General features: G+C 70.2%; 15 protein-coding genes and 2 pseudogenes. 10 read left to right on the forward strand and 7 right to left on the reverse strand.

The window, feature by feature from the left end:
- Window positions 1–24 precede the first annotated feature (24 nt).
- The 3 genes and pseudogenes from mshA to HDA41_RS37415 all read right to left on the reverse strand — a co-directional run bounded on the left by mshA (window position 25) and on the right by HDA41_RS37415 (window position 3594).
- Window positions 25–1295: pseudogene (gene mshA, locus HDA41_RS37405) on the reverse strand (D-inositol-3-phosphate glycosyltransferase).
- Window positions 1292–2179, reverse strand: coding sequence for a formate dehydrogenase accessory sulfurtransferase FdhD (gene fdhD, locus HDA41_RS37410; RefSeq protein ID WP_184992013.1), 888 nt, complete (start codon window positions 2177–2179; stop codon window positions 1292–1294). The pseudogene mshA and the gene fdhD overlap by 4 nt, the downstream one beginning before the upstream one ends.
- Before the next feature lie 32 nt (window positions 2180–2211).
- Window positions 2212–3594: an L-serine ammonia-lyase gene (locus tag HDA41_RS37415; RefSeq protein ID WP_184992015.1), complete on the reverse strand. Its 1383-nt coding sequence runs from the start codon at window positions 3592–3594 to the stop codon at window positions 2212–2214.
- 852 nt (window positions 3595–4446) lie between these two features.
- On the opposite strand from HDA41_RS37415, the gene HDA41_RS37420 reads away from it, so the two are divergent.
- The 4 genes from HDA41_RS37420 (at window position 4447) to HDA41_RS37435 (ending at window position 9979) form a co-directional block, all read left to right on the forward strand.
- Window positions 4447–5328 carry an alpha/beta hydrolase family protein gene (locus HDA41_RS37420; RefSeq protein WP_184992017.1) on the forward strand — a complete coding sequence of 294 codons (882 nt, stop codon included), beginning with the start codon at window positions 4447–4449 and terminating at the stop codon, window positions 5326–5328.
- 484 nt (window positions 5329–5812) lie between these two features.
- Window positions 5813–7669, forward strand: a complete 1857-nt coding sequence (locus HDA41_RS37425) for a rhamnogalacturonan lyase (RefSeq protein ID WP_184992019.1) — start codon at window positions 5813–5815, stop codon at window positions 7667–7669.
- Window positions 7670–7990: 321 nt separating this feature from the next.
- Window positions 7991–9067, forward strand: coding sequence for a rhamnogalacturonan acetylesterase (locus tag HDA41_RS37430; RefSeq protein ID WP_184992020.1), 1077 nt, complete (start codon window positions 7991–7993; stop codon window positions 9065–9067).
- 45 nt (window positions 9068–9112) lie between these two features.
- On the forward strand, window positions 9113–9979 hold the full coding sequence (locus tag HDA41_RS37435; protein ID WP_184992022.1) for a GDSL-type esterase/lipase family protein: 867 nt from the start codon (window positions 9113–9115) through the stop codon (window positions 9977–9979).
- A gap of 109 nt (window positions 9980–10088) precedes the next feature.
- Here HDA41_RS37435 and HDA41_RS37440 read toward each other — a convergent pair whose 3' ends face one another.
- Complete coding sequence (locus HDA41_RS37440; RefSeq protein WP_184992024.1) at window positions 10089–11468, reverse strand: pyridoxal phosphate-dependent decarboxylase family protein; 1380 nt, start codon at window positions 11466–11468, stop codon at window positions 10089–10091.
- Between the two features lie 155 nt (window positions 11469–11623).
- Here HDA41_RS37440 and HDA41_RS37445 point away from each other — a divergent pair, with 155 nt between their 5' ends.
- From HDA41_RS37445 to HDA41_RS37465, 5 genes are all read left to right on the forward strand, one after another.
- A complete protein-coding gene (locus HDA41_RS37445; protein ID WP_184992026.1) occupies window positions 11624–12112 on the forward strand; it encodes a MarR family winged helix-turn-helix transcriptional regulator in 489 nt (162 codons plus the stop codon).
- A gap of 600 nt (window positions 12113–12712) precedes the next feature.
- Complete coding sequence (locus HDA41_RS37450; protein WP_184992028.1) at window positions 12713–13372, forward strand: (2Fe-2S)-binding protein; 660 nt, start codon at window positions 12713–12715, stop codon at window positions 13370–13372.
- A gap of 12 nt (window positions 13373–13384) precedes the next feature.
- Window positions 13385–14365 carry an FAD binding domain-containing protein gene (locus tag HDA41_RS37455; RefSeq protein WP_184992030.1) on the forward strand — a complete coding sequence of 327 codons (981 nt, stop codon included), beginning with the start codon at window positions 13385–13387 and terminating at the stop codon, window positions 14363–14365.
- Entirely contained in the window at window positions 14362–16569 is a 2208-nt protein-coding gene (locus HDA41_RS37460; RefSeq protein ID WP_184992032.1) for a xanthine dehydrogenase family protein molybdopterin-binding subunit, read from the forward strand. The genes HDA41_RS37455 and HDA41_RS37460 overlap by 4 nt, the downstream gene beginning before the upstream one ends.
- A gap of 135 nt (window positions 16570–16704) precedes the next feature.
- A complete protein-coding gene (locus HDA41_RS37465; protein ID WP_184992034.1) occupies window positions 16705–17856 on the forward strand; it encodes an XdhC family protein in 1152 nt (383 codons plus the stop codon).
- Window positions 17857–17879: 23 nt separating this feature from the next.
- Here HDA41_RS37465 and HDA41_RS37470 read toward each other — a convergent pair whose 3' ends face one another.
- Window positions 17880–18767 (reverse strand): helix-turn-helix domain-containing protein, encoded by an 888-nt coding sequence (locus tag HDA41_RS37470; protein WP_184992036.1) that lies wholly within the window; start codon window positions 18765–18767, stop codon window positions 17880–17882.
- A gap of 136 nt (window positions 18768–18903) precedes the next feature.
- On the opposite strand from HDA41_RS37470, the gene HDA41_RS37475 reads away from it, so the two are divergent.
- The gene (locus HDA41_RS37475) at window positions 18904–19728 is read left to right on the forward strand and encodes an SDR family oxidoreductase (RefSeq protein WP_184992038.1); all 825 of its coding nucleotides are present in this window, start codon (window positions 18904–18906) and stop codon (window positions 19726–19728) included.
- Between the two features lie 75 nt (window positions 19729–19803).
- Here the strand turns inward: HDA41_RS37475 and HDA41_RS37480 are convergent.
- Together HDA41_RS37480 and HDA41_RS37485 are read right to left on the reverse strand one after the other, a co-directional pair.
- Window positions 19804–20555 (reverse strand): annotated as a pseudogene (locus HDA41_RS37480) (alanine racemase); the annotation flags it as partial.
- Complete coding sequence (locus tag HDA41_RS37485) at window positions 20552–20734, reverse strand: hypothetical protein (RefSeq protein ID WP_184992039.1); 183 nt, start codon at window positions 20732–20734, stop codon at window positions 20552–20554. The pseudogene HDA41_RS37480 and the gene HDA41_RS37485, both read right to left, overlap by 4 nt.
- Window positions 20735–21113: the final 379 nt, after the last annotated feature.

Here is a 21113-nt window from a genome sequence, read left to right on the forward strand (position 1 = left end):
TCATGCCCGACCGGACTCAACCGGTCAGGCACGCTCGCGCATCGCCGCCGCGTACACGTCCGCCGTGGCCGCGGCGGCCGTGTCCCAGCCGAACGACTCGGCGTGCCGGGCGGCGGCCGCGCCCATCCGGGCCGAGAGCGCCGGGTCGTCGGCGAAGCGGCGCAGCGCCCGCGCGTAGTCCGCGGGCTTGTGCCCCGGCACCAGGACGCCGCTCACTCCGTCCGAACAGCCACCGGCAGGCCGCCGACCGCGGCCGCGATCACCGGCGTCCCGCAGGCCTGCGCCTCGGCGGCCACCAGACCGAACGACTCGCTGTATGACGGCATGACCAGCACGGTCGCCGCCCGGTACCAGTCCGCGAGCTCCGCCTGACCCACCGGAGGACGGAACAGCACCACATCACCGATGCCGAGCTGGGCGGCGAGCTTCTGCAACTCCTCCGGCCTGGCCAGGCCACTGCCGCTCGGCCCGCCCACGACCGGCACGACGATCCGCTCGCGCAGCCGAGGCCGCTCCACCAGCAGCCGGGCCACCGCACGCAGCAGGATGTCCGGAGCCTTGAGGGGCTGGATGCGGCCGGCGAAGAGCGGGATCAGTGCCTCCGTCGGCAGCCCGAGCCTGGCCCGGGCCGCGGCCCGGCCGGCCTCGCCCCCGCGAGGATCGGGCCGGAAGCGGTTCAGGTTCACGCCGGGGTGCACGACAGCGACCCTGCCGGGTTCGGCGTCGTAGTGGCGGCACAACTCGTCCGCCTCCTTCGCCGTGTTGGCGATGAGTCGGTGTGCGCCCCGGACGACCCAGGTCTCCCCGAGCACGCGGGACTCGGGTTCGGGTGTGTCGCCCTCGGCGAGGGACGCGTTCTTGACCAGGGCCATGGTGTGCATGGCGTGCACGAGCGGTACGCGCCAGCGTTCGGCGGTGAGCCGGCCGACCTGGCCGGACAGCCAGTAGTGCGAATGCACGACGTCGTAGTACCCGGGGCGCTGCCCGGCCCGGACCCGCGTCACTCCGTGCGTGAAGTCGCACAGCCGGGCCGGCAGCTCCTCCTTGGCCAGGCCCTCGTAGGGGCCGGCGACCACATGCCGCGCCAGCACGCCGGGGGCGAGTTCGACGGTGGGTGGCAGCGCCGCCGAGGTCGCCCGGGTGAAGATCTCCACCTCGATGCCGATCGCGGCGAGGCACCTGGCGAGTTCGACGATGTAGACGTTCATACCGCCCGCGTCGCCGGTGCCCGGCTGGTGCAGCGGCGAGGTGTGCACGCTGAACATCGCGACGCGGCGGGGGCGGCGACGGCTCACTCCGGGCGACCCCCTCGCGGCCCCAGGGCGATGCGCTGCTCGCCGGCGTACACGTTCATGGAGCTGCCGCGCAGGAAACCGACGAGCGTGAGGCCCGTCTCCGCCGCCAGGTCCACCGCCAGGGAGGAGGGCGCGGAGACCGCGGCCAGCACCGGGATGCCCGCCATGACCGCCTTCTGCGCCAGCTCGAAGGACGCGCGGCCGGAGACCAGCAGGACGGTCCGGGACAGCGGCAGCGCGCCGGACCGCAGCGCGCGGCCGATCAGTTTGTCGACCGCGTTGTGACGGCCCACGTCCTCACGCAGATCCAGCAGCTCCCCGTCCGCCGAGAAAAGCCCCGCGGCGTGCAGACCCCCGGTGCGGTCGAACACCCGCTGCGCGGCCCGCAGCCGGTCGGGAAGGGCGGCCAGCAGACCGGGAGCGACCCGGACCGGGGGAGTGTCGGCGATCGGCCAACGGGCGGTGGTCCGCACGGCGTCCAGGCTCGCCTTGCCGCACAGACCGCACGAGGAGGTGGTGTACACGTTCCGCTCGAGCGAGATGTCCGGCACCGCCACGCCGGGCGCGAGCCGCACGTCGACGACGTTGTACGTGTTCGAGCCTCCCCCACTCTCGACTCCGCTCGAGCGGGAGGTGCCCCCAGCTTTCGCGCCCGCGCAGTACACGATGTTCGCCAGCTCCTCGGCCCGGCCGAGGACGCCCTCGCTCACCAGGAACCCGGCCGCCAGCGCGAAGTCGTCGCCGGGCGTGCGCATGGTGATCGCGAGTGGCTTGCCGTTGAGCCGGATCTCCAGCGGCTCCTCCGCCACCAGTGTGTCCGGCCGGCTGCCCACCGCCCCGTCCCGGATGCGCAGTACGCGCCGTCGCTCGGTGACCCGTCCCACGCATGACTCCCCAGATCCAGGCTGCCGCGTCGTCAGCACTCGATGACGTTGACCGCGAGCCCGCCGCGGGCCGTCTCCTTGTACTTGACCTTCATGTCGGCGCCCGTCTCCTTCATGGTCTTGATGACCTTGTCCAGGGAGACGTGGTGGCGGCCGTCGCCCCGCAGGGCCATCCGGGCCGCGGTGACGGCTTTGACCGCCGCCATGCCGTTGCGCTCGATGCACGGGATCTGCACGAGGCCGCCGACAGGGTCGCAGGTCAGGCCGAGGTTGTGTTCCATGCCGATCTCGGCGGCGTTCTCCACCTGTTCGGGCGAGCCGCCGAGTACCTCCGCGAGGCCGCCCGCGGCCATGGAGCAGGCGGCGCCGACCTCGCCCTGGCAGCCGACCTCGGCGCCCGAGATCGAGGCGTTCTCCTTGAACAGCAGGCCGATGGCGCCGGCCGCCAGCAGAAACCGGACCACGGCGTCGTCGTCGGCTCCGTGCACGAAGTTGACGTAGTAGTGCAGGACTGCCGGGATGATGCCGGCCGCGCCGTTCGTCGGAGCGGTGACCACCCGGCCGCCGGCCGCGTTCTCCTCGTTGACCGCCATGGCGTAGAGGGTCACCCACTCCAACGCCCGCCCCGCCGGGGCGCCCTCGGCCCGCAGCGCCTTGGCCACGGCGGTGGAACGGCGGCGGACCCTGAGCCCGCCCGGCAGGATCCCCTCACAGGACAGGCCGCGTGCCACGCACTCCCGCATCACGCGCCAGATCTCCAGCAGTCCCGCGCGGATCTCCTCGTCGGTCCGCCAGGCCAGCTCGTTCTCCAGCATCAGCGCCGAGATCGACAGACCCGTCTCCCGGGTCAGGCGCAGCAACTCGTCGCCGCTGCCGAACGGGTACTTCACCACCGTGTCGTCGACCTTGACCCGGTCCGCGCCGGCGGCCTCCTCGTCGACGACGAACCCGCCCCCGACCGAGTAGTAGGTGGCCTCCAGCAAGGACAGCCCCTCGGCGTCGTACGCGAACAGCCTCATGCCGTTGGCGTGGTACGGCAGGGAACGGCGGCGGTGCAGGACCAACTGCCGCTCCGTGTCGAAGAGGATCTCGTGGGCATCACCGAGCTCGCGGCCCAGCAGACGCAGCCTTCCCGTCGTCCTGATCCGCTCGACGTCACCTTCGGCCACGCCGACGTCCACCGTGTGCGGCTCGTTGCCCTCCAGACCGAGCAGGACGGCCTTGGGGGTGCCGTGACCGTGGCCGGTGGCCCCCAATGAGCCGAAGAGCTCGGCCCGTACCGACGCCGTCCGCGCGAGCAGATCTTCCTTCTCCAGCCTGCCGGCGAACATGCGGGCGGCCCGCATGGGGCCGACCGTGTGCGAACTGGACGGGCCTATGCCGATGGAGAAGAGGTCGAAGACGGAGATGGCCACGAGCGGGCTCCCTTGTCTGCGCTTGGGTGTGGCGGGAGGCGCGAGCGAAACCTCACGACGGTGGATGCCATGGTTTCTGATTAAGCAACCAGCATCTCTATGTGCAACAGACTTTCTTTTGTGTCCCAGGTTGTCAAGACGGCTGCCGCGCGGGCGACGACTCCGACGGCACGGCGCCGGTGGGCCGGTGTCCGGACGGTCGTCCCGAGCCGGGGCGGGTCCGGGTACTCCGGGCGACATCTGGGTGCAACGGTCGGCAGGCGAGGTCCGTCTGCGGCTCGAAACATGCTTCACTCCGCCTCCCGGTCGAGCACCAAACTGTTAGTCAAGTGGGCGTCGCCGCACCCGATCACCCTCAAGAGGCGTGCCGCATCGCCGCCCAGTACGAGATCTTCATCCGGCGGTGGAGCGGCCTGCTGCCACTCACACGATCGTCGGCATGAGTGCTGGTATCGGTCACAGCGACGGCTGACGGCCCGGCGGTCCGACCCTGAGTTCAGAGGGATTTGGGTCGCAGAGATTGACAGATGAGAGTCCGATGGTGACTCTTTCTGTTATTCGAAACGGTGTGGGAGCGTTCACAGTCATGTGGCCGCAGAGAGCAGACCGCATGCATCGCTTCTCGCCGCCTCGGGCTTTTGTTCCTCCGCATCAGTGGTGACAGGAGGCACTTCATGCGTGAGTTACGGCCGGTCGGTGTTCGGCGGCCGCCACCGCACCGTGCGTGTTCAGCGGAAGCCGCACCCATCCCCCCGCTACCTCACTTGACGCTTCCTCACCAGTGAAGCGACCGGGCCGCGAAACCCGCACCTTCCCCCACGAGCAACCCCCCACTCACACAGGAGTTCATCGATGAGCATGCAACGGCGCACCTTCCTGGCCCTGAGCGCGGCCGGAGCGGCGGGCGTGGGCGCATCCCTGTTCGGCGCCGGGCAGGCAGGCGCCCTCGTCAAGCCGCAGGGCGCCCCCACCACGCCGTTCGCGGTCGGCGTGCGCCGGTACAACTGGACCCGCGGCAGCCGCCCGTGCACCACCTACGTCTACTACCCGGCCACCGGTACCCCCGGCGGCAACCCGGTGACGAACGCCCCGGTCGCAGGCGGTGTCTTCCCCGTCTACAACTTCACCCACGGCTACGGAAGCAGCCCGCAGAACTCCCTGTTCATCATCCGGGCCCTGGCCTCGGCGGGCTTCGTCGTCCCCGCCCCGCACTTCACCCACAACTTCAATGACGTCAACAACGGCAACACCTCCAAGGACGTCTCGCAGATCCTCACCAACACCCTCGCGCTCAACGCGAGCGGTCCGCTGGCCGGGCACATCAACACCGGCATCGGCGTCGGCGTCTCGGGCCACTCCCTGGGCGGCATGGTGACCCACGGTCTGCTGACCTCGTGGCCCGACCGCCGGATCATCTCCGCCAACCCCCAGTCCTGCGTGGACATGGGCAACCCGTCCAGTTCGGTCTCCGCCAAGGTCCTGTTCGTGCACGGCGACCGGGACTCGACCACGCAGTACTCCTCGGCCCGGCAGGCGTACAAGGAGATTGCCTGGCCCAAGGCGTTCCTCACCTTCGTCGGTGGCAGCCACACCAGCTTCTGGAGCGACCAGCGCTTCCCGAGGACCGTCGTCGACTGGGCCCGCTGGACCATGTACGGCGACACCGCCGCACGGGACCGTCTCCCGGCTGACGCGGCCGGGTCCAACACCAGGTGGGAATCCGTGCTGGGCTGAGGAGCAACCGCTCCGCACGCCCGGCGTGACGTTCCCGCACGTCAGGGCCGTCAGACAGACAGGACTGTCATGATCGTGTCATGCGGCGGCGTGCACGACGGCCCTCCCCTGATCGTCCTCGAACGCGGACAGCGAGGCGCTCGGTCGCCGGCTCCACGACGGGCGCTTCGCTCGTGCCGTCCCACAGCGGATGGCGGCACGGGACCTGCCAGGAGGTACTGATTCTTTCTGCGCGGACTCCCGGGTCTGTCCGGCACAGTCCACCCCGGCACAGTCATCGCCGATAACTGACCCCCGTTCCCGGACCCCACATCGGGTGGAGGGCATGGAGCTTTATGACCACGAAACGCGGATCCCCCCGCACGGGTGGCATCCCGTCGGCCACCACCCCGTGATCCACCACTAGGCATGCACATCCCCCACACCGGAGGTCACTGTGACCGACTCTCACCCGTGCCCCCGCACGGCGCCGCGTCCACGAAGAATGCGCCGAGCCTCGGGCGGCCGCGTGGCAGGCGTTCTCGCCGCCGCCGTCGCGCTGGCCGCCTCCGCGCTCACCGTGCTGCCCCAGACCGCGGAGGCCGCGACCGCGCGACAGGTGGAGCGCCTCGACCGGGGACTGACCAGTGTCCACACCAGCAGCGGGAACCTGGTGTCGTGGCGCTGGCTGGCCACCGACCCGAACGACGTGGCGTTCAACGTCTACCGCGGCGCCACCAAGCTCAACTCCTCGCCGATCACCGGCTCCACGAACTACTTCGACTCCGGCGCCCAGGACTCCGCCGACTACACGGTGCGCCCGGTGGTGAACGGCACCGAGCAGGCCCCTTCCGAGCGCGCGTTGCAGTTCCGGTCAGGTTACCTGGACGTACCGATCTCGCCGCCGGCCGGAGGCACCGCTCCGGGCAACTCGGCGTACACCTACGAGGCCAACGACGCCAGTCTCGGCGACCTGGACGGCGACGGCAGGCTCGACCTGGTCCTGAAGTGGTATCCCACCAACGCCAAGGACAACGCCCAGTCCGGCTACACCGGCAACACCGTCGTCGACGGCATCAAGCTCGACGGCACCCGGCTGTGGCGCATCGACCTGGGCCGCAACATCCGCTCCGGCGCGCACTACACGCAGTTCCAGGTGTACGACTACGACGGCGACGGCAAGGCCGAGGTCGCCATGAAGACCGCCGACGGCACGAGGGACGGCACCGGCGCGGTCATCGGCAGCTCGTCGGCCGACCACCGCAACTCCAGCGGCTACGTGCTCTCCGGCCCCGAGTACCTGACCATGTTCAACGGGCAGACGGGCAAGGCGATGCAGAGCGTCGACTACGTCCCGGCCCGCGGCAGCGTCTCCTCCTGGGGCGACAACTACGGCAACCGCGCCGACCGCTTCCTGGCGGGCACGGCCTACCTCGACGGCTCCCGCCCATCCCTGATCATGGCGCGCGGCTACTACACCCGCAGCGTCATCGCCGCCTGGGACTGGCGAAACGGTGCCTTCACCCGCCGCTGGACCTTCGACACCGCCTCCTCCACCAACAGCGGCAAGGGCTACGACGGCCAGGGCAACCACAGCCTGTCCGTCGCGGATGTCGACGCGGACGGCAAGGACGAGATCGTCTACGGCGCGATGACCGTGGACGACAACGGCAACGGACTGTGGACCACCAGGCTGGGCCACGGCGACGCCGGTCACGTCGGCGACCTCAACCCCTCCCGCGCCGGCCTGGAGTACTTCAAGGTCTCGGAAAGCTCCAGCCAGCCCGGCTCGTGGATGGCCGACGCGCGCACCGGCCAGATCCTGTGGCGTACGGCCTCCGGCTCGGACAACGGCCGCGGAGTCGCCGCCGACGTCCACGCCGGCAGCCCCGGTGCCGAGGCATGGTCGGCCACCGACACCACCCTGCGCTCGGCGACCGGCGCCTCCCTGGGCCGGGAGCCGTCCAGCATGAACTTCGTCAGCTGGTGGGACGGCGACCCCGTCCGTGAACTCCTCGACGGCACCCGCATCGACAAGTACGGCACCTCCGGCGACACCCGCCTGCTGACCGGCTCCGGCGTCCACTCCAACAACGGCACCAAGGCCACGCCGTCCCTTTCCGGAGACATCCTCGGCGATTGGCGTGAAGAGGTCATCTGGCCGACGTCGGACAACAGGGCCCTGCGGATCTACTCCACACCGCACCAGACGAACACCCGCATCACGACCCTGCTCCACGACACCCAGTACCGCACGGCCCTGGCCTGGCAGAACACGGCGTACAACCAGCCCCCGCACCCGAGCTTCTTCATCGGCAACGGGATGTCGGCGGCTCCACGGCCCACCGTCTACACGCCCTGAACCTCGCCTCGATCGGCCGCCCATGCTCCACCGCATGGGCGGACGATCAGGGGCGGGGGAGGGCTGGCTCGCTGTGAGACCCGCCGCGGCCTAGGTGCGCAACGGCGCCCTCAGTATGAGCGGCTTCGCCGTATCGGCGCGAAACGCCTCCTTCTCCTGGGAGCCGGAGTGCATGTCCTTGTTCACCGGCTACAACCTGGAACTCCTCCACGCGGCGGCCCACCGTCATCATGAACGGCTTCACCCAGGCCTGAATGACGGGCCGTCGAACTCAACCCGGTATCGACTCGGTCAAGGATGGGATTGGCGATTGTAATGAGCATGTCATTAACGCGTTCCGGAGGTCATGGGGTCCGGCTGGGCGCAGCGGGCCTGCTGACCCTCGCGATGCTGGTCGGCACCGGTGCGGCGCATGCCGATGCCGCCGCGCGGGCTCTGCCGGCCGGTTGTTCCGGCACCGCGCCGGTCAAGTGTCACTACGCGGTCTCACCCGGCAACTACGACGTGACGGTCTCCGTCGGTGGCGGCGCCTCCGACGGGCAGACCGAGATGTGGGTGGAGGCCCGGCGGCTGATGCTTCCGGCGACGAAGACGGCGGCCGGTGCCGTCGCCACGTACTCGTTCACGGTCAACGTGCGGCAGCCGGAGGGGCAGCCGACCGGTCAGGGCGGCAACGGTAACCCCGGTCTGGACATCCGGTTCACGGGCTCCAACCCTCAGGTCTCGGCCGTCTCGGTGAAGCCGGCGACCCAGCCGATGGTCGCCTACCTGGCCGGTGACTCGACCGTGTGCGACCAGCTGATCGCCCCGTACACCGGGTGGGGCCAGATGATCACGAGTGCCGTGCGTCCCGGCGCGGTTGTCGCCAACTACGCCGACTCCGGGGAGAGTTCAGGCAGCTTCCGGAGCAACTCGGCGCTCTTCCCGGCCCTGCTGTCGAAGGTCAGGGCGAACGACGCGGTCTTCATCCAGTTCGGCCACAACGACAAACAGACCAGCGCGTCCGCCTTCCGGAGCAACCTCACGTCCATGATCACGCAGGTCCGTGCGAAGGGCGGCGTCCCGGTCCTGGTGACCCCGCCGGTCCGCCGGCAGTTCAACGGCAACCGGCTCACGCCAACGGCGCTGCACGTCAACGGCGTGGGCGTGAACCTGCCCGCCGAGATGCGCTCGCTCGGCGCGGCGCAGAACGTGCCGGTGATCGACCTGACCACCAAGAGCAAGACGCTGGTGGAGTCCCTCGGCCCGTCCGCCTCCGCGCAGCTCTTCCTGCGCTCCTCCGTCGACGGTGTCACGGACAACACCCACTTCTCGCAGTACGGCGCGACGCAGATGGGCGGGCTGGTGCTCCAGAGCATCCGGGAACAGCGCCTGCCCCTGGCCGCGTACCTGCGCTGACCGACGCCCGGTGGAGCCCGTCTGTGGGAAGGACCTGATGGACTGATGAAGAAACTTCGGATACTCGTCACGACCGCACTGGTGATCGCCTTGTCGAGCCTCGGCGTCAGCACCGTCTCGGCTGCCGACAGCGTCGCGGCGAACTGCACCGGCGCCTCCCGCGCCGAGGCCCCGGCCGCACGAGCGGCGGCCGCGCCGGTCACGGTGTGGCTGGCCGGCGACTCCACCATGGCCAACCCGGGCTCGGCTCGTTGCCCGGTCGGCTGGGGCAGCCAGTTCGACGCCCTGTTCAACAGCGACGTGACGGTCAGGAACCAAGCCGTGGGAGGCCGCAGCATCCAGACCTGGCTGTACGAAGGGAACGTGAGCAGCACCAAGGGCTCCGACGGCGAGTGCCGCCTCACGTCCAACACGTACTCGTCACGCTGGCAGGCGATGCTGAACGCGAGCACCGGGATGAAGGCAGGCGACTACCTGTTCATCCAGTTCGGCATCAACGACTCCTCCTCGACCTGCCCACGCCACGTCGGCCCGGCCCGGTACCAACAGCTGATGACCATGATGGCGCAGGCTGCCCTGGCCCGGGGCGCACACCCGGTGCTGCTCACCCCGGTGGCAGCCATCACCTGCTCCGGCAGCACGGCGACCAAGAACCGCGGCTTCGTCTCCCAGACCTTCGCCGCCGGCTCCGCGACCGGAGCGCCGGTCATCGACCTGCAGACGCTCAGCGTCTCGCGTTACAACAGTCTGCGCTTCTGCCCGCACAACGGCGACTTCGGATCGGGGCCCGTGGGCGCCTTCTTCTGCGACGACCGCACCCACTTCGAAACCTACGGCGCGCAGCAGGTCGCCGGGCTCGTCGCCGGTGACGTACGCCGACAGGGGCTCCCGCTGGCCGCGTATCTCAGGTGACGACGGGCTCGGAAGCGGCCCGGCCCCAGTCTGATGCGGCACCTCGCAACGCCCGGATCCGCCGACCGTGGCGGACCCGGGCGTCTGCTTGCGGGGTCGGCGGCGAGCGTCACCTCGCCAGTGGTGGCCGTTGTCCGGCGAGCCGTTCGACCTGCTGGTGGAGGTGCTCCACGTGGTGCTCGGATTCCGGCTTCATCAGCACGCTGCGGAGGATGCGAGCGCCGTCGGCGTCCGTGGTGACTTTGGGGTGGCGTGCGGCGAACGCCTCGCTGTCGGCGCGCAGGGTGCTCAGGAACACCGGGTCGGGGCTCGTCATGCCGTCCGTCAGGATACGGGCGGAGGCCCTGTCGATGCCGCTCAGGGTGGCGGGGTCGACCACGGGGAAGTAGCTGACGATGTCCAGTTCCGGCTGCTGGTAGAGCTCCAGGTGGTCGGAGGTGGTGATCAGTTGTGCCCAGTTCAGGGCGGCCCGGCGGCCCGCCGCCAGCACCCGGCCCAGGCCGTCGGCGGTGGGCGGGAGGAGCCGGAAGGTGAGCCAGAGCGCGGCGGCCGAGGCACCGGCTCGTGAGCATTCCAGGCTGATCTCGCCGAGGTGGAGGTCCGTGGAGGTGAAGTACGTGTAGGGCGAGTCGTGGAGGTAGAAGCGCCCCACCTCCGGGTCGCGGAAGAGCACGGCGCCGCAGCCGTAGGGCTGGAGCCCGTGTTTGTGCGGGTCGACGACGACCGAGTCGCATCGGGCGATCGCCCGCCAGGGCTCAGGAGCGAGTCCCTCGGGGCCCTCGGCGCCGGCCAGCAGGGTGAAGAAGCCGCCGTAGGCGGCGTCGACGTGGAACCGGACGCCGTAACGCTCTTTGAGGATCAGGGCCTCGTGGATCGGGTCGACGACCCCCAGCCCGGTGGTTCCGGCAGTCAGCACGACCGTGCCCACCCGCCCGCTGCGCAGCAGGTCCTCCAGTGCGTCGAGGTCCATGCGTCCCCGGTCGTCCGTGGGGACCGCGTGTCCCTCCATCCCCAGCACACGGCACATACGGCCGTGGGTGTAGTGGGCGTCCGCGCTGTACGCGACACCGCGGCCGGGATGGAGTTCGCGGGCGACGAAGAGGGCCTCGAGGTTGGCGATCGTGCCGCTGGTGGTGAGGTGGCCGAGGTGGGTGTCGTAGCCGAACATGGCGGCCAGCTGAGCAACGGCCTCGCGTTCCATCCGGGCCGTGGCGGGGCCGCCGTCCAGAGCGTGGTTGTTGGGGTTGATCAGCATGGCGGTGAGGTAGCCGACCACCGCGGCGGGGTGCGGGGGCTTGAGCATCTGTCCCGCGTAGTGCGGGTGGAAGAAGGGGTAGTTGTCCCGCAGTCTCGCGGTGAAGTCCTCGAAGGCTGTGGCGAAGCGGCCGTCGTCGACCTGGAGCGCCGGGTGCGGCTGGTAGGGGCCGAAGGTGTCGGCCCAGTCCTGTATCGCGTGGGTGGCTCGGCCGAGCCAGTGTTGCAGGTCCATGGGGGTCCCTCTCTCCGATGGGGCCGACGGGATGGCGTCCACCATAGAATTTCGTTGAGCAGTCAGCAATTGACTGCTCAGTAATTGAGACGTCAGTAGGTGATGTGGCAGTAAACTCCCAGGCCAGGACCATCAGGATGGGAGGACCTGGGCAGGTGAATGCCGCGACCCGGCGGGGCGACCAAGCCGCCCGTGCCGCCAACAGTCAGCTCGTTCACGACTTCGGGCTGCTGATCAAAGCCGCGACCCGCCTGGAGCAGCGGATCGACACCGCGCTGCGACGGGAGTGCGGGATCAGTCACACGATGCTGGAAGTCCTCATCAGGCTGTGCCGCAAACCGGGCGAGGAGGTCTCCCAGCGCCGGCTCGCCGAGGACCTCACCCTCACCAGCAGTGGCACCACCCGGCTGATCGACCGCATGGAGGAAGCCGGCCTGGTCTGTCGTGTCCCGTCGCCGGACGACCGCAGAAGCGTGCTGGTGGAACCGACTGATCACGGCCGTACGGTGTTCCTTCAGGCCGCGACCGTGCACTCCGATGTCGTCGAGCGGTACTTCGTCACGCCCGTGGCCCACGACGACTACACCCGGCTGACCGGCGCACTGAGCGACATCAACGAGGCGCTGCGCGAGGCCGCCGACTGACATCACCGGCCCAGGGCGGCTTCGCGGCGGTTGGTGCCTCGACAGCACTGCGCCGGAGCGAGACCGGTGCCCGGCACCGGGTAGGGCTGAGGCGGGCATCGCCCACGTCCTGGGATGCTCACTGCGGCACGCCGTGAGCTCTTGGCAGATGATCGCCGGACCGGCCGCGCCACGCCTCCGCCGGCGCAGAAGGCTGTACGCGGCCGGCGTGACGCCGTGGCTGCAGCCCGCCGCAAACCGTGTCGTCCAGGGGGCCCTGGTCCACGCCCGCCGTCACGCCGTCGTCGCCTCACCGAGCGCGTGTCGGACAGCTCTGCCTGCTACTGCCAGACGTACCAACGCCAGTGGTAGCTACCGAAGTCGTCCCAAAACTGTTCGCTCGTTGTATCGCGCCGCGTGCAGCACAGTGGAGGTCATGCCGCACCGAAGGCCTGGTGAGGCGGCTGCCGGACGCGTTCGACCCCCGGCCGTCGTACTTCCTCCCCGGCCGAGGGCCCGGCTCGTCCGACGCGGCGTGGACCGTTTCCGTACGCACGCCGATTCATGCACATGACGGTGGTCGGCACCGCCATCAGTCTTCCGTCGACCAAGAGAGTGGGCATGTCCACCGAACCCCCCGAGTCAACTGTTTCTCCCGAGGGATCGCCCGAGGGGTCGCCCGAGGGATCTGTGTCCGCCCCGTCCCGGCGCACGTTCATCGCCACCACCGCCGTCGGCGGTGCGGTCGTGGTCGGTGGCCTGACAGCGGGGCAGTCCGTGTTCGGCGCCGAGCCCGCGGACGCCGCGGAGGCGCCGCCCGGCAGCCGCGTCTCCCTGACCGTCAACGGCGAGCGGCGTACCGTCACGGTCGACAACCGGACCTCCCTGCTGGACCTGCTGCGCGAACACCTGGGGCTGACCGGCTCGAAGAAGGGCTGCAACGCCGGTGCCTGCGGCGCCTGCACGGTCCTGGTCGACGGTCGCCGGGTCAATTCCTGCCTGACACTGGCGGTCCGGCTGGACGGCGCCGAGGTCACCACCATCGAGGGCCTGGCCAAGGGCGAACGGCTGCACCCGCTGCAGCAGGCGTTCATCGACCAGGACGCCTTCCAGTGCGGCTACTGCACCTCCGGCCAGATCATGTCCGGCGTCGGTTGCATCGACGAGGGGCACACCGGCTCACCGGAGGAGATCCGGGAGTTCATGAGCGGCAATATCTGCCGCTGCGGCTGCTACGTGAAGATCGTGCGCGCGGTCGAGCAGACCGCGCACGGGAAATGAGGCACGGCCCCCATGCATCCCTTCTCCTACACCAAAGCCGCCGACACCCGGCAAGCCCTCGACGCGGGCCGTGACGGCGGCCGTTACATCGCCGGCGGCACCACGCTGGTCGACCTGATGCGCGAGACCGTCGAACGCCCTCGCACGCTGGTCGACATCAGCGGCCTTCCGCTGCGCGAGATCGTGGTCACCCGGCGCGGGGGCCTGCGCATCGGCGCGCTGGTGCGGATGTCCGAGGCCGCCACCCACCGGGGGGTGCGCGCTCTGTTCCCGGTGATCTCGCAGGCGCTGGAGCTGAGCGCGTCGGCGCAGCTGCGCAACATGGCGACCATCGGCGGCAACATCATGCAGCGCACCCGGTGCACGTACTTCCGCGATGTGACGGCCGCCTGCAACAAGCGTGAGGCCGGCTCCGGTTGCGCTGCCCTGCACGGCGTCAACCGCACCCACGCCATCCTCGGCACCTCCGACGACTGCGTGGCCACCCATCCCTCCGACGTCGCCGTGGCCTTCGCCGCCCTGGAGGCGACCGTGGTCCTGCTGGGGCCGGACGGCGAGCGGACCGTGCCCTTCGCGAACTTCCTGCTCAAGCCGGGCAGCACACCCAACCGCGAACAGGCCCTGCGTCGGGGTGAGTTGATCACCGCTGTGGAGATTCCGGCCCTTCCGCGTCCGCTGAAGTCGGGTTACCTGAAGGTGCGCGACCGGCAGTCCTACGAGTTCGCACTCACCTCGGCGGCCGTCGCGCTCCACATCCGGGGCGGGGTGATCCACGCGGCGAAGGTGGCCGCCGGAGGCGTGGGCACCGTGCCCTGGAAGCTGCCCGCCGTCGAGCGGGAACTCATCGGCAAGCGGCCGTCGAACACCCTGTGGGCCAAGGCCGCCGAGCGGGCGGCGGACGGGGCCCGGCCCCTCCAGCACAACCGTTTCAAGGTCGAGTTGCTCAAACGGACCGTCGAGCGCCAACTGCGCGTCGTAGGAGGTGGCAAGTGAGCCAGCAGCCCCAGGCAGCCGTCGGAGCGCCGCTGTCCCGGGTGGACGGACGGCTGAAGGTGACCGGCCAGGCCAAGTACGCCGCCGACCACGACATCGACGGCGTCGTCCACGCCGTCATCCTCAACAGCACCATCGCGCGGGGCCGCATCACCGGCATCGACACACGCGCCGCCGAAGCCCAGCGCGGCGTCCTGAAGGTGATCACCCACCGCAACGCGCCCAAGCTGGCGTACCGCGACAACCCGGTCACCTTCCCCTTCCCGGGCCGGCGGCTGCGCGCCTTCCAGGACGATGCCGTCCAGTTCTTCGGCCAGCCGGTCGCCGTAGTGGTGGCCACCACCCTGGAGGCCGCGCAACACGCCGCCGACCTGATCGACGTCTCCTACGACGCCGAGGAACCCGCGACCGACCTGACCCGCAGCCCGGCCGAAGACGGGCCTCCGCCGTTCGCTCAGCCCTACTCGCGGGGCGATGCCCAGGAAGCGCTGGGTTCCGCGGACGTCCGGATGGAGATGACCTTCCGGCTCTCCCGCAACCACCACAACCCGATGGAGACGCACGCCACCATCGCCCGCTGGGACGGCGACAAGCTCACCCTGTGGGACAAGACCCAGTGGGTGATCGGCGCGCAGAACGAGGCGGCGGCCGCGTTCGGCATTCCGCCGGCGAACGTGCGCGTCCTCTCGCCGTTCGTCGGCGGCGCGTTCGGCAACGCCCTGCGCACCTGGCCGCACGTCGTCATCGCGGCGCTCGCCGCACGCGAGGTGGGACGCCCGGTGAAACTCGCGCTGACCCGCAGGCAGATGTACTTCACGGTGGGCTACCGGCCCGCGTACGAGTACAAGCTGCGCCTGGGCAGTACCCGGCGCGGACGGCTGACCGCGATGACCCACGAGATGAAGTACGAGACCTCCCGCTACGAGAAGTTCTGGGAGGCCAACCAGGCGCTCGGGCAGATGCTCTACGCCGTGCCCAACGTCAGCCAGAACGTCCAGATCGTGCCGCTCGACGTCAGCACCCCGATGTGGATGCGAGGCCCCGGCTACGGCAGCGCCGCCTTCGTCATCGAGACCGCGATGGACGAACTCGCCTACCGGCTCGGCATCGATCCGATCGAGCTGCGGCTGCGCAACGAACCCGGCGAGGACCCGTCGACGCAGCAGCCCTTCTCCACCCGGCGGCTGCGCGAGTGCTTCCGCGTCGGCGCCCGCGAGTTCGGCTGGCACCGGCGCAACCCGAAGCCCCGCTCCACCCGTGACGGCGACTGGCTCATCGGCACCGGCGTGGCCACCGGCTGCTACGACGTCTTCCTGGGAAGGGCCAACGCCCACGCCCGGCTCGACGCCGACGGCACCGTGGTGGTCCAGTCCGCGACCCATGACGTGGGTACGGGCACGTACACCTCCATGACCCAGATCGCCGCCGACGCCCTGGGCCTGCCCGTACGCAACGTCGAGTTCCGGCTCGGCGACTCCACCATGCCGCCGGCCCCGCCACAGGGCGCCTCACAGACCACGGCCAGCGTGGGATCCGCCGTCCAGGACACCTGCGACAAGCTGCGACAGCAAGCCATCACCCTCGCGGTCGAGGACGAGCGCTCGCCGCTGCACGGCGTCGACGCCGACGACGTCGTGGTCCGCGGCGGCCGGCTGCACGTCAAGGGCAACGCCGCGCGCGGGGAGACCTACCGGCAGCTCCTGGCCCGCAACAACCGCACCCACCTGGAGGCGCGCGGGTCCTACACCCCGGAGGAGAACAGCCGGTTCTCGATGTACGGCTACGCCGCGATATTCGCCGAGGTCGCGGTCGACGCCCGGCTCGGGCTGGTCCGGATGCGGCGGATGCTCGGCGTGTACGACGCGGGGCGCATCATCAGCCCCAAGCTCGCCGAGAGCCAGGCCATCGGCGGCATGGTGGGAGGTATGGGCGCGGCCCTCCTCGAGCACACGGTCACCGACCACCGCGACGGCCGGATCGTCAACGCCAATCTCGCCGACTACCTCGTGCCCGTCCACGCCGACATCCCCGACGTCAAGGCCGTCTACCTCGACGGGGAGGACTACCGGGCCGACCCCATCGGCGTGAAGAGCCTCGGGGAGCTGGTGCAGATCGGCGTGGCTCCCGCCATCGCCAACGCGGTCTTCCACGCCACCGGCCGCCGCGTCCGCGAACTGCCCATCACCGCCGAAGCCCTGCTCTGAACCCCGGGCGGCCGGGGCCCCCGTCATCCCGGCGGGTCCCGAGGACCGTCCCACTGATCGGCCCGCCGCCGTGCCTCCCCATCCCCCCATGCCGGCACGGCGGCGGGCTTCCCGACTCCCCCAGGAGAGCCACTCATGCTGAACATCGCGGACACGCTGTACCGCTGGTGCCGCGAAGCCCGCCCCTTCGCCCTCGCCACCGTCGTCCAGGTCAGCGGCAGCGCACCCCTGCCACCCGGCACCGCACTGGCCGTAGCTACCGACGGCGAGGCGGTCGGCAGCATCTCCGGAGGATGCGTGGAAGGGGCCGTCTACGCATTGTGCCAACAGGTCCTGGACTCGGGCGAACCCCCGGTACGGGCCCGGTTCGGCTACTCCGATGACGACGCCTTCGCCGTGGGCCTGACCTGCGGCGGTGAGGTGGAGGTCCTGGTGCAGCGGGTCGGCCCCGCCGACCAGCCCCATCTCGCCACCACCCTGGAACAGGTGTCGGCCGGTCTGCCCGTCGCCGTGGCACAGGTGGTGGACGGCCCGCAGCGCTTTCTCGGCCGCACCCTGTCCGTCCTCGGAGGCGGCAGCGCGTACGACGGGACACTGGGCAGCCGGCGGGCGGACCGGGCGGCGGCCAACCAGGTCCGCGCGCTGCTTCGGGCGGGCCGGACCGCCCGTGTCGAGCTCGGCGGGGACGCCGACACCTGCCCGGAGAAGCTGACGCTCCTGGTCCACACCCAGGCAGCGCCGCCCCGCATGCTGATCTTCGGAGCCGTCGACTTCGCCGCGGCCCTCAGTCAGGCCGGACGCTTCCTCGGCTGCCACGTCACCGTCTGCGACGCCCGCCCCGTCTTCGCCACACACGCACGCTTCCCCCATGCCGACGAGGTCGTCGTCGAGTGGCCCCACCGCTACCTGGAGGCCACGGAAGTCGATGCCCGTACCGCGATCTGTGTTCTCACCCACGACGCCAAGTTCGACGTCCCCCTGCTGCGCCTGGCCCTCGGCCTCCCGGTCGGCTACATCGGCGCGATGGGCTCCCGGCGCACCCATGAACACCGCCTGGAACGTCTGCGTGAGGCCGGCGTGCCTGATGAGCACCTCGCGCTCCTGCACTCGCCGATCGGACTCGACCTCGGCGCCCACACCCCCGAGGAGACAGCGATCTCCATCACCGCCGAGCTCATCGCCCGCGTCAACAACGGCACCGGCCTGCCCTTGTCCCGCGTCCCCGGCCCCATCCACGGTTCCGTCCCGGTGACCGGCACGTCACCCTCCTCGGTGCTGGCCGCATGACGGTGTGACATGCACGGGGGAGATCAGCGCAGCGGCTCCATTTCCCAACTGGCCAGCATCCGCAGGGCTTCCTCCGAGCGGGAGCCCGGCTCGGCGTGGTAGGTCATCAGCCGCATGGGGGCGCCCCCCGGCAGCGTCAGGGGTTCGTGGACGAGGTCGAACTCTCCCACCAGCGGGTGCCGCATCCGCACGGACTCGCCGGTGCTCGGGCAGCTCACCTCGTGCCGTGCCCACAACTGCCGGAACTCCTCACTCTTCTGCGACAGCTCCTGGATCAGCGAAGAGAGGTGTGAATCCCCGGGGCTCTTGCCGGCGTTCATGCGCAGCACGCCGGCGATTCTCAGAGCCCTCCGGTCCGGGTCGGCGAAGCGGTCGCGCGCCTCGGGCGAGAGGAAGAACAGCCGGGCCACGTTGCGCTCCTCGGGCGGCAGTTGGGCCCAGTCCCCGAAGACGGCGGTGGCGAGCCGGTTCCACCCCAGGATGTCCAGGCACCGGCCGACGACGTAGGCGGGCACACCGAGAGTGTCGAGCAGGTGCTGGACGGTGGGCCGCAGTCGCTGCGGCGAGGGTGCGGCCTGCGCCGTGCTCTGACGCTCGGGCTGAGCCAGCCGGACCAAATGGTCACTCTCCTCCTGGCTCAGGCGCAGGGCACGGGCGACGGCGTCCAGCACCTCGGCCGACATGGTGTCGCCGTAGCCCTGCTCCAGGCGTGCGTAGTACGCGTACGACACCCCCGCCAACTGCGCCAACTCCTCGCGCCGTAGTCCGGGAACCCGCCGCCGCCCGTACGAGGGCAGGTCCACGTCTTCGGGCTTGAGCCGGGCCCTGCGGGAACGCAGGAACTCCCTCAGTTCAGTACGCCGGTCGAGTCCGGACGTCGCCTGGTCACCGTGCGCCCCATCTGAAGACATCTCTGTCCTCCAGTTGTCATACGTGCCTCGCTGATGCGGGCAGCGTACAACAGCGAATCCGCGACTCATCTTGATACGGAGTCTCAATCCGATGTAGAGTATCCTCATAAGACTTCATCGAAACAGGAGTGTTCTCGTGAGCAAGGTTTGGTTCATCACCGGCTCCTCGCGCGGCTTCGGCCGCCAGTTCGTCCAGGCGGCCCTGGAGCGCGGCGACAGGGTCGCGGCCACCGCCCGCACCACCGACTCCCTCGCGGACCTGGTGGCCGCCCACGGCGAGGCGATCCTTCCGCTGACCCTGGACGTCACCGACAAGGCCGCTGTCACCGAGGCCGTCAAGCGGGCGCACGACCACTTCGGCCGTCTGGACGTCGTCGTCAACAACGCCGGTTACGGCCTGTTCGGCACGGTCGAGGAGCTGACGGAGCAGCAGGTCCGCGAGCAGATGGAGACCAACTTCTTCGGTGCCCTGTGGGTCACCCAGGCCGTCCTGCCCCTGCTGCGGGCGCAGGGGGGCGGCCACATCGTGCAGATCTCCAGCGTCGGCGGTGTCACCGCCTTCCCCAACCTCGGTGTCTACAACGCCTCCAAGTGGGCCCTCGAGGCCATGAGTGAGGCGCTCGCCCAGGAGGTCGCCGGATTCGGTATCAAGGTCACGCTGGTCGAGCCCGGCGGCTTCGCCACCGACTGGGCCGGCTCCTCCGCCACCTTCGCCGAGCGACTGCCCGCCTACGACGACCTGCGCGCGGCCGTCGCCGCCAACTGGAGCAACATCGAGGGCGGTGACCCGACCGCCACCGGCGCGGCCCTGCTGAAGATCGTGGACGCCGACAACCCGCCCCTGCGGGTCTTCTTCGGCACCTCCCCGCTCCACCTCGTCCCGCAGGTCTACGCCGAGCGCCTGAAGGCCTGGGAGGAGTGGGCCGACGTCGCCACGCAGGCCCAGGGTGCCGTCGCCTGACCGGACGCCGGCAGCGCCCGTCAGGGCCGGCGTTCTTCGCAGCTCTCAACCCGCCACGGGTGACGAGCAGTTGGCGTCGAAGAAGACGTAGTTTCCGGCGCGCAGGTCGGTGACGCCGGTGAGGTCCTCGGCGGCGTGGGCGGTGGGGGTGGAGCCGACGCTGACGGTGGCCACGGGCAGGCCGGCCGCACGCAGTCGCTCGGCCGCGGTGACGGCGGTGTCGCGTTCGTTCTTCGCCGCCAGGCGCTGTTCCTCGGCCGTGCAGGCGAAGTAGGACTCGCCCGCGTGGGTCGGCCGCCGTCCAGACAGCCCGCGTCGTGCAGGATGCGGCCGATCTTGACGACCGCGGGGGCGTCGGGCCGCAGGCCGCCGCGGTGGCCGTCGCAGTCGATCTCGATCTGGGTGGGGACGGGAAGGCCGGCCTGGCGGGAGGCTTCGGCGACGGACTCCGCCTGGGCGGTGCTGTCCAGCAGGATGCGCAGGGTGACACCGCGACGCAGCAGCGCGAGGACGCGCGGGAGTTTGTGGGGGTCGATGCCGACGGCGTAGGTGATGTCGGTGTAGCCGCCGCCGGCGAACGCCTCGGCCTCGGCGAGGGTGGAGGCGGTGATGGGGCAGGGGGAGCCGTCGTGCAGGAGGGCGGCGGCATCCAGGCTCTTGGCCGTCTTCACGTGGGGGCGCAGGGCGACCGCGAGCCGGTCGGCCTTGGCTGCCAGTCGTTCGATGTCGCGCCGGGTCTTGTGGATGTCGACGACGGCGAACGGGGTGTCGGGGTCGGTGAGCGTCCGGGCGGCACTGGGGCTGGTGGCGGGTGCGAGGGTGTTCACAGGGAGATGTCCATTTTCTTCAGGAGGGCCAGGCCCGGATACGGGTCCTGCAGTCCGATTCCGGAGCTGTCGAAGATCGTGATGCCGCTGTCGTCGGTGCGTCCCGTGGCGCGGTGGGTCAGGACCTCGCTGAGTGGGGTGAGGGCCGCCTCGGCAGGAGCGTGCTGGCTCTCGCCCATACGGGTCGAGCGCCAGGTCCTCGTCCACGATCGCGGCGATCTGCTCCTCGGTGATGTGGAGCAGGCGGTGCGCAGTCGGTGGCCGGCTGGAGCCGGACGCGGGGGCGGTGGCCGATCCGGCGGAGGTCATGGACTGCCTTTCACGTGGCGTAGTTGCAGAGATCAACCGGGAGGCACCGAGCCGTACGAGTGCCCTCTTGCCCGATGTGTTTCACCAGGCCTGCCCCAGAGGTGCCTCTGGACTGGCTGTCCAGACCTAGACGAGAAATCTAGGCTCTCTTCGGGTGGTCGTCCAGGGGTCGGGCCAGTCGGCGAGGGGGCCGGTGTCACTCGGATCTGATACTCGGTATCAAATTGAGCCCTTGCTGTACCCTTCTCG

The sequence above is a fragment of the Streptomyces caelestis genome (genome assembly GCF_014205255.1).
In the GTDB taxonomy this organism is placed as follows: domain Bacteria; phylum Actinomycetota; class Actinomycetes; order Streptomycetales; family Streptomycetaceae; genus Streptomyces; species Streptomyces caelestis.

Excerpts from the sequence above, each read along its gene's own strand:
- HDA41_RS37420 (WP_184992017.1), top strand. The coding sequence starts at position 4,447 with ATGAGCATGCAACGGCGCACCTTCCTGGCCCTGAGCGCGGCCGGAGCG.
- HDA41_RS37425 (WP_184992019.1), top strand. The coding sequence starts at position 5,813 with ATGCGCCGAGCCTCGGGCGGCCGCGTGGCAGGCGTTCTCGCCGCCGCC.
- HDA41_RS37430 (WP_184992020.1), top strand. The coding sequence starts at position 7,991 with ATGTCATTAACGCGTTCCGGAGGTCATGGGGTCCGGCTGGGCGCAGCG.
- HDA41_RS37435 (WP_184992022.1), top strand. The coding sequence starts at position 9,113 with ATGAAGAAACTTCGGATACTCGTCACGACCGCACTGGTGATCGCCTTG.
- HDA41_RS37440 (WP_184992024.1), bottom strand. The coding sequence starts at position 11,468 with ATGGACCTGCAACACTGGCTCGGCCGAGCCACCCACGCGATACAGGAC.
- HDA41_RS37450 (WP_184992028.1), top strand. The coding sequence starts at position 12,713 with ATGTCCACCGAACCCCCCGAGTCAACTGTTTCTCCCGAGGGATCGCCC.
- HDA41_RS37455 (WP_184992030.1), top strand. The coding sequence starts at position 13,385 with ATGCATCCCTTCTCCTACACCAAAGCCGCCGACACCCGGCAAGCCCTC.
- HDA41_RS37465 (WP_184992034.1), top strand. The coding sequence starts at position 16,705 with ATGCTGAACATCGCGGACACGCTGTACCGCTGGTGCCGCGAAGCCCGC.
- HDA41_RS37470 (WP_184992036.1), bottom strand. The coding sequence starts at position 18,767 with ATGTCTTCAGATGGGGCGCACGGTGACCAGGCGACGTCCGGACTCGAC.
- HDA41_RS37485 (WP_184992039.1), bottom strand. The coding sequence starts at position 20,734 with ATGGGCGAGAGCCAGCACGCTCCTGCCGAGGCGGCCCTCACCCCACTC.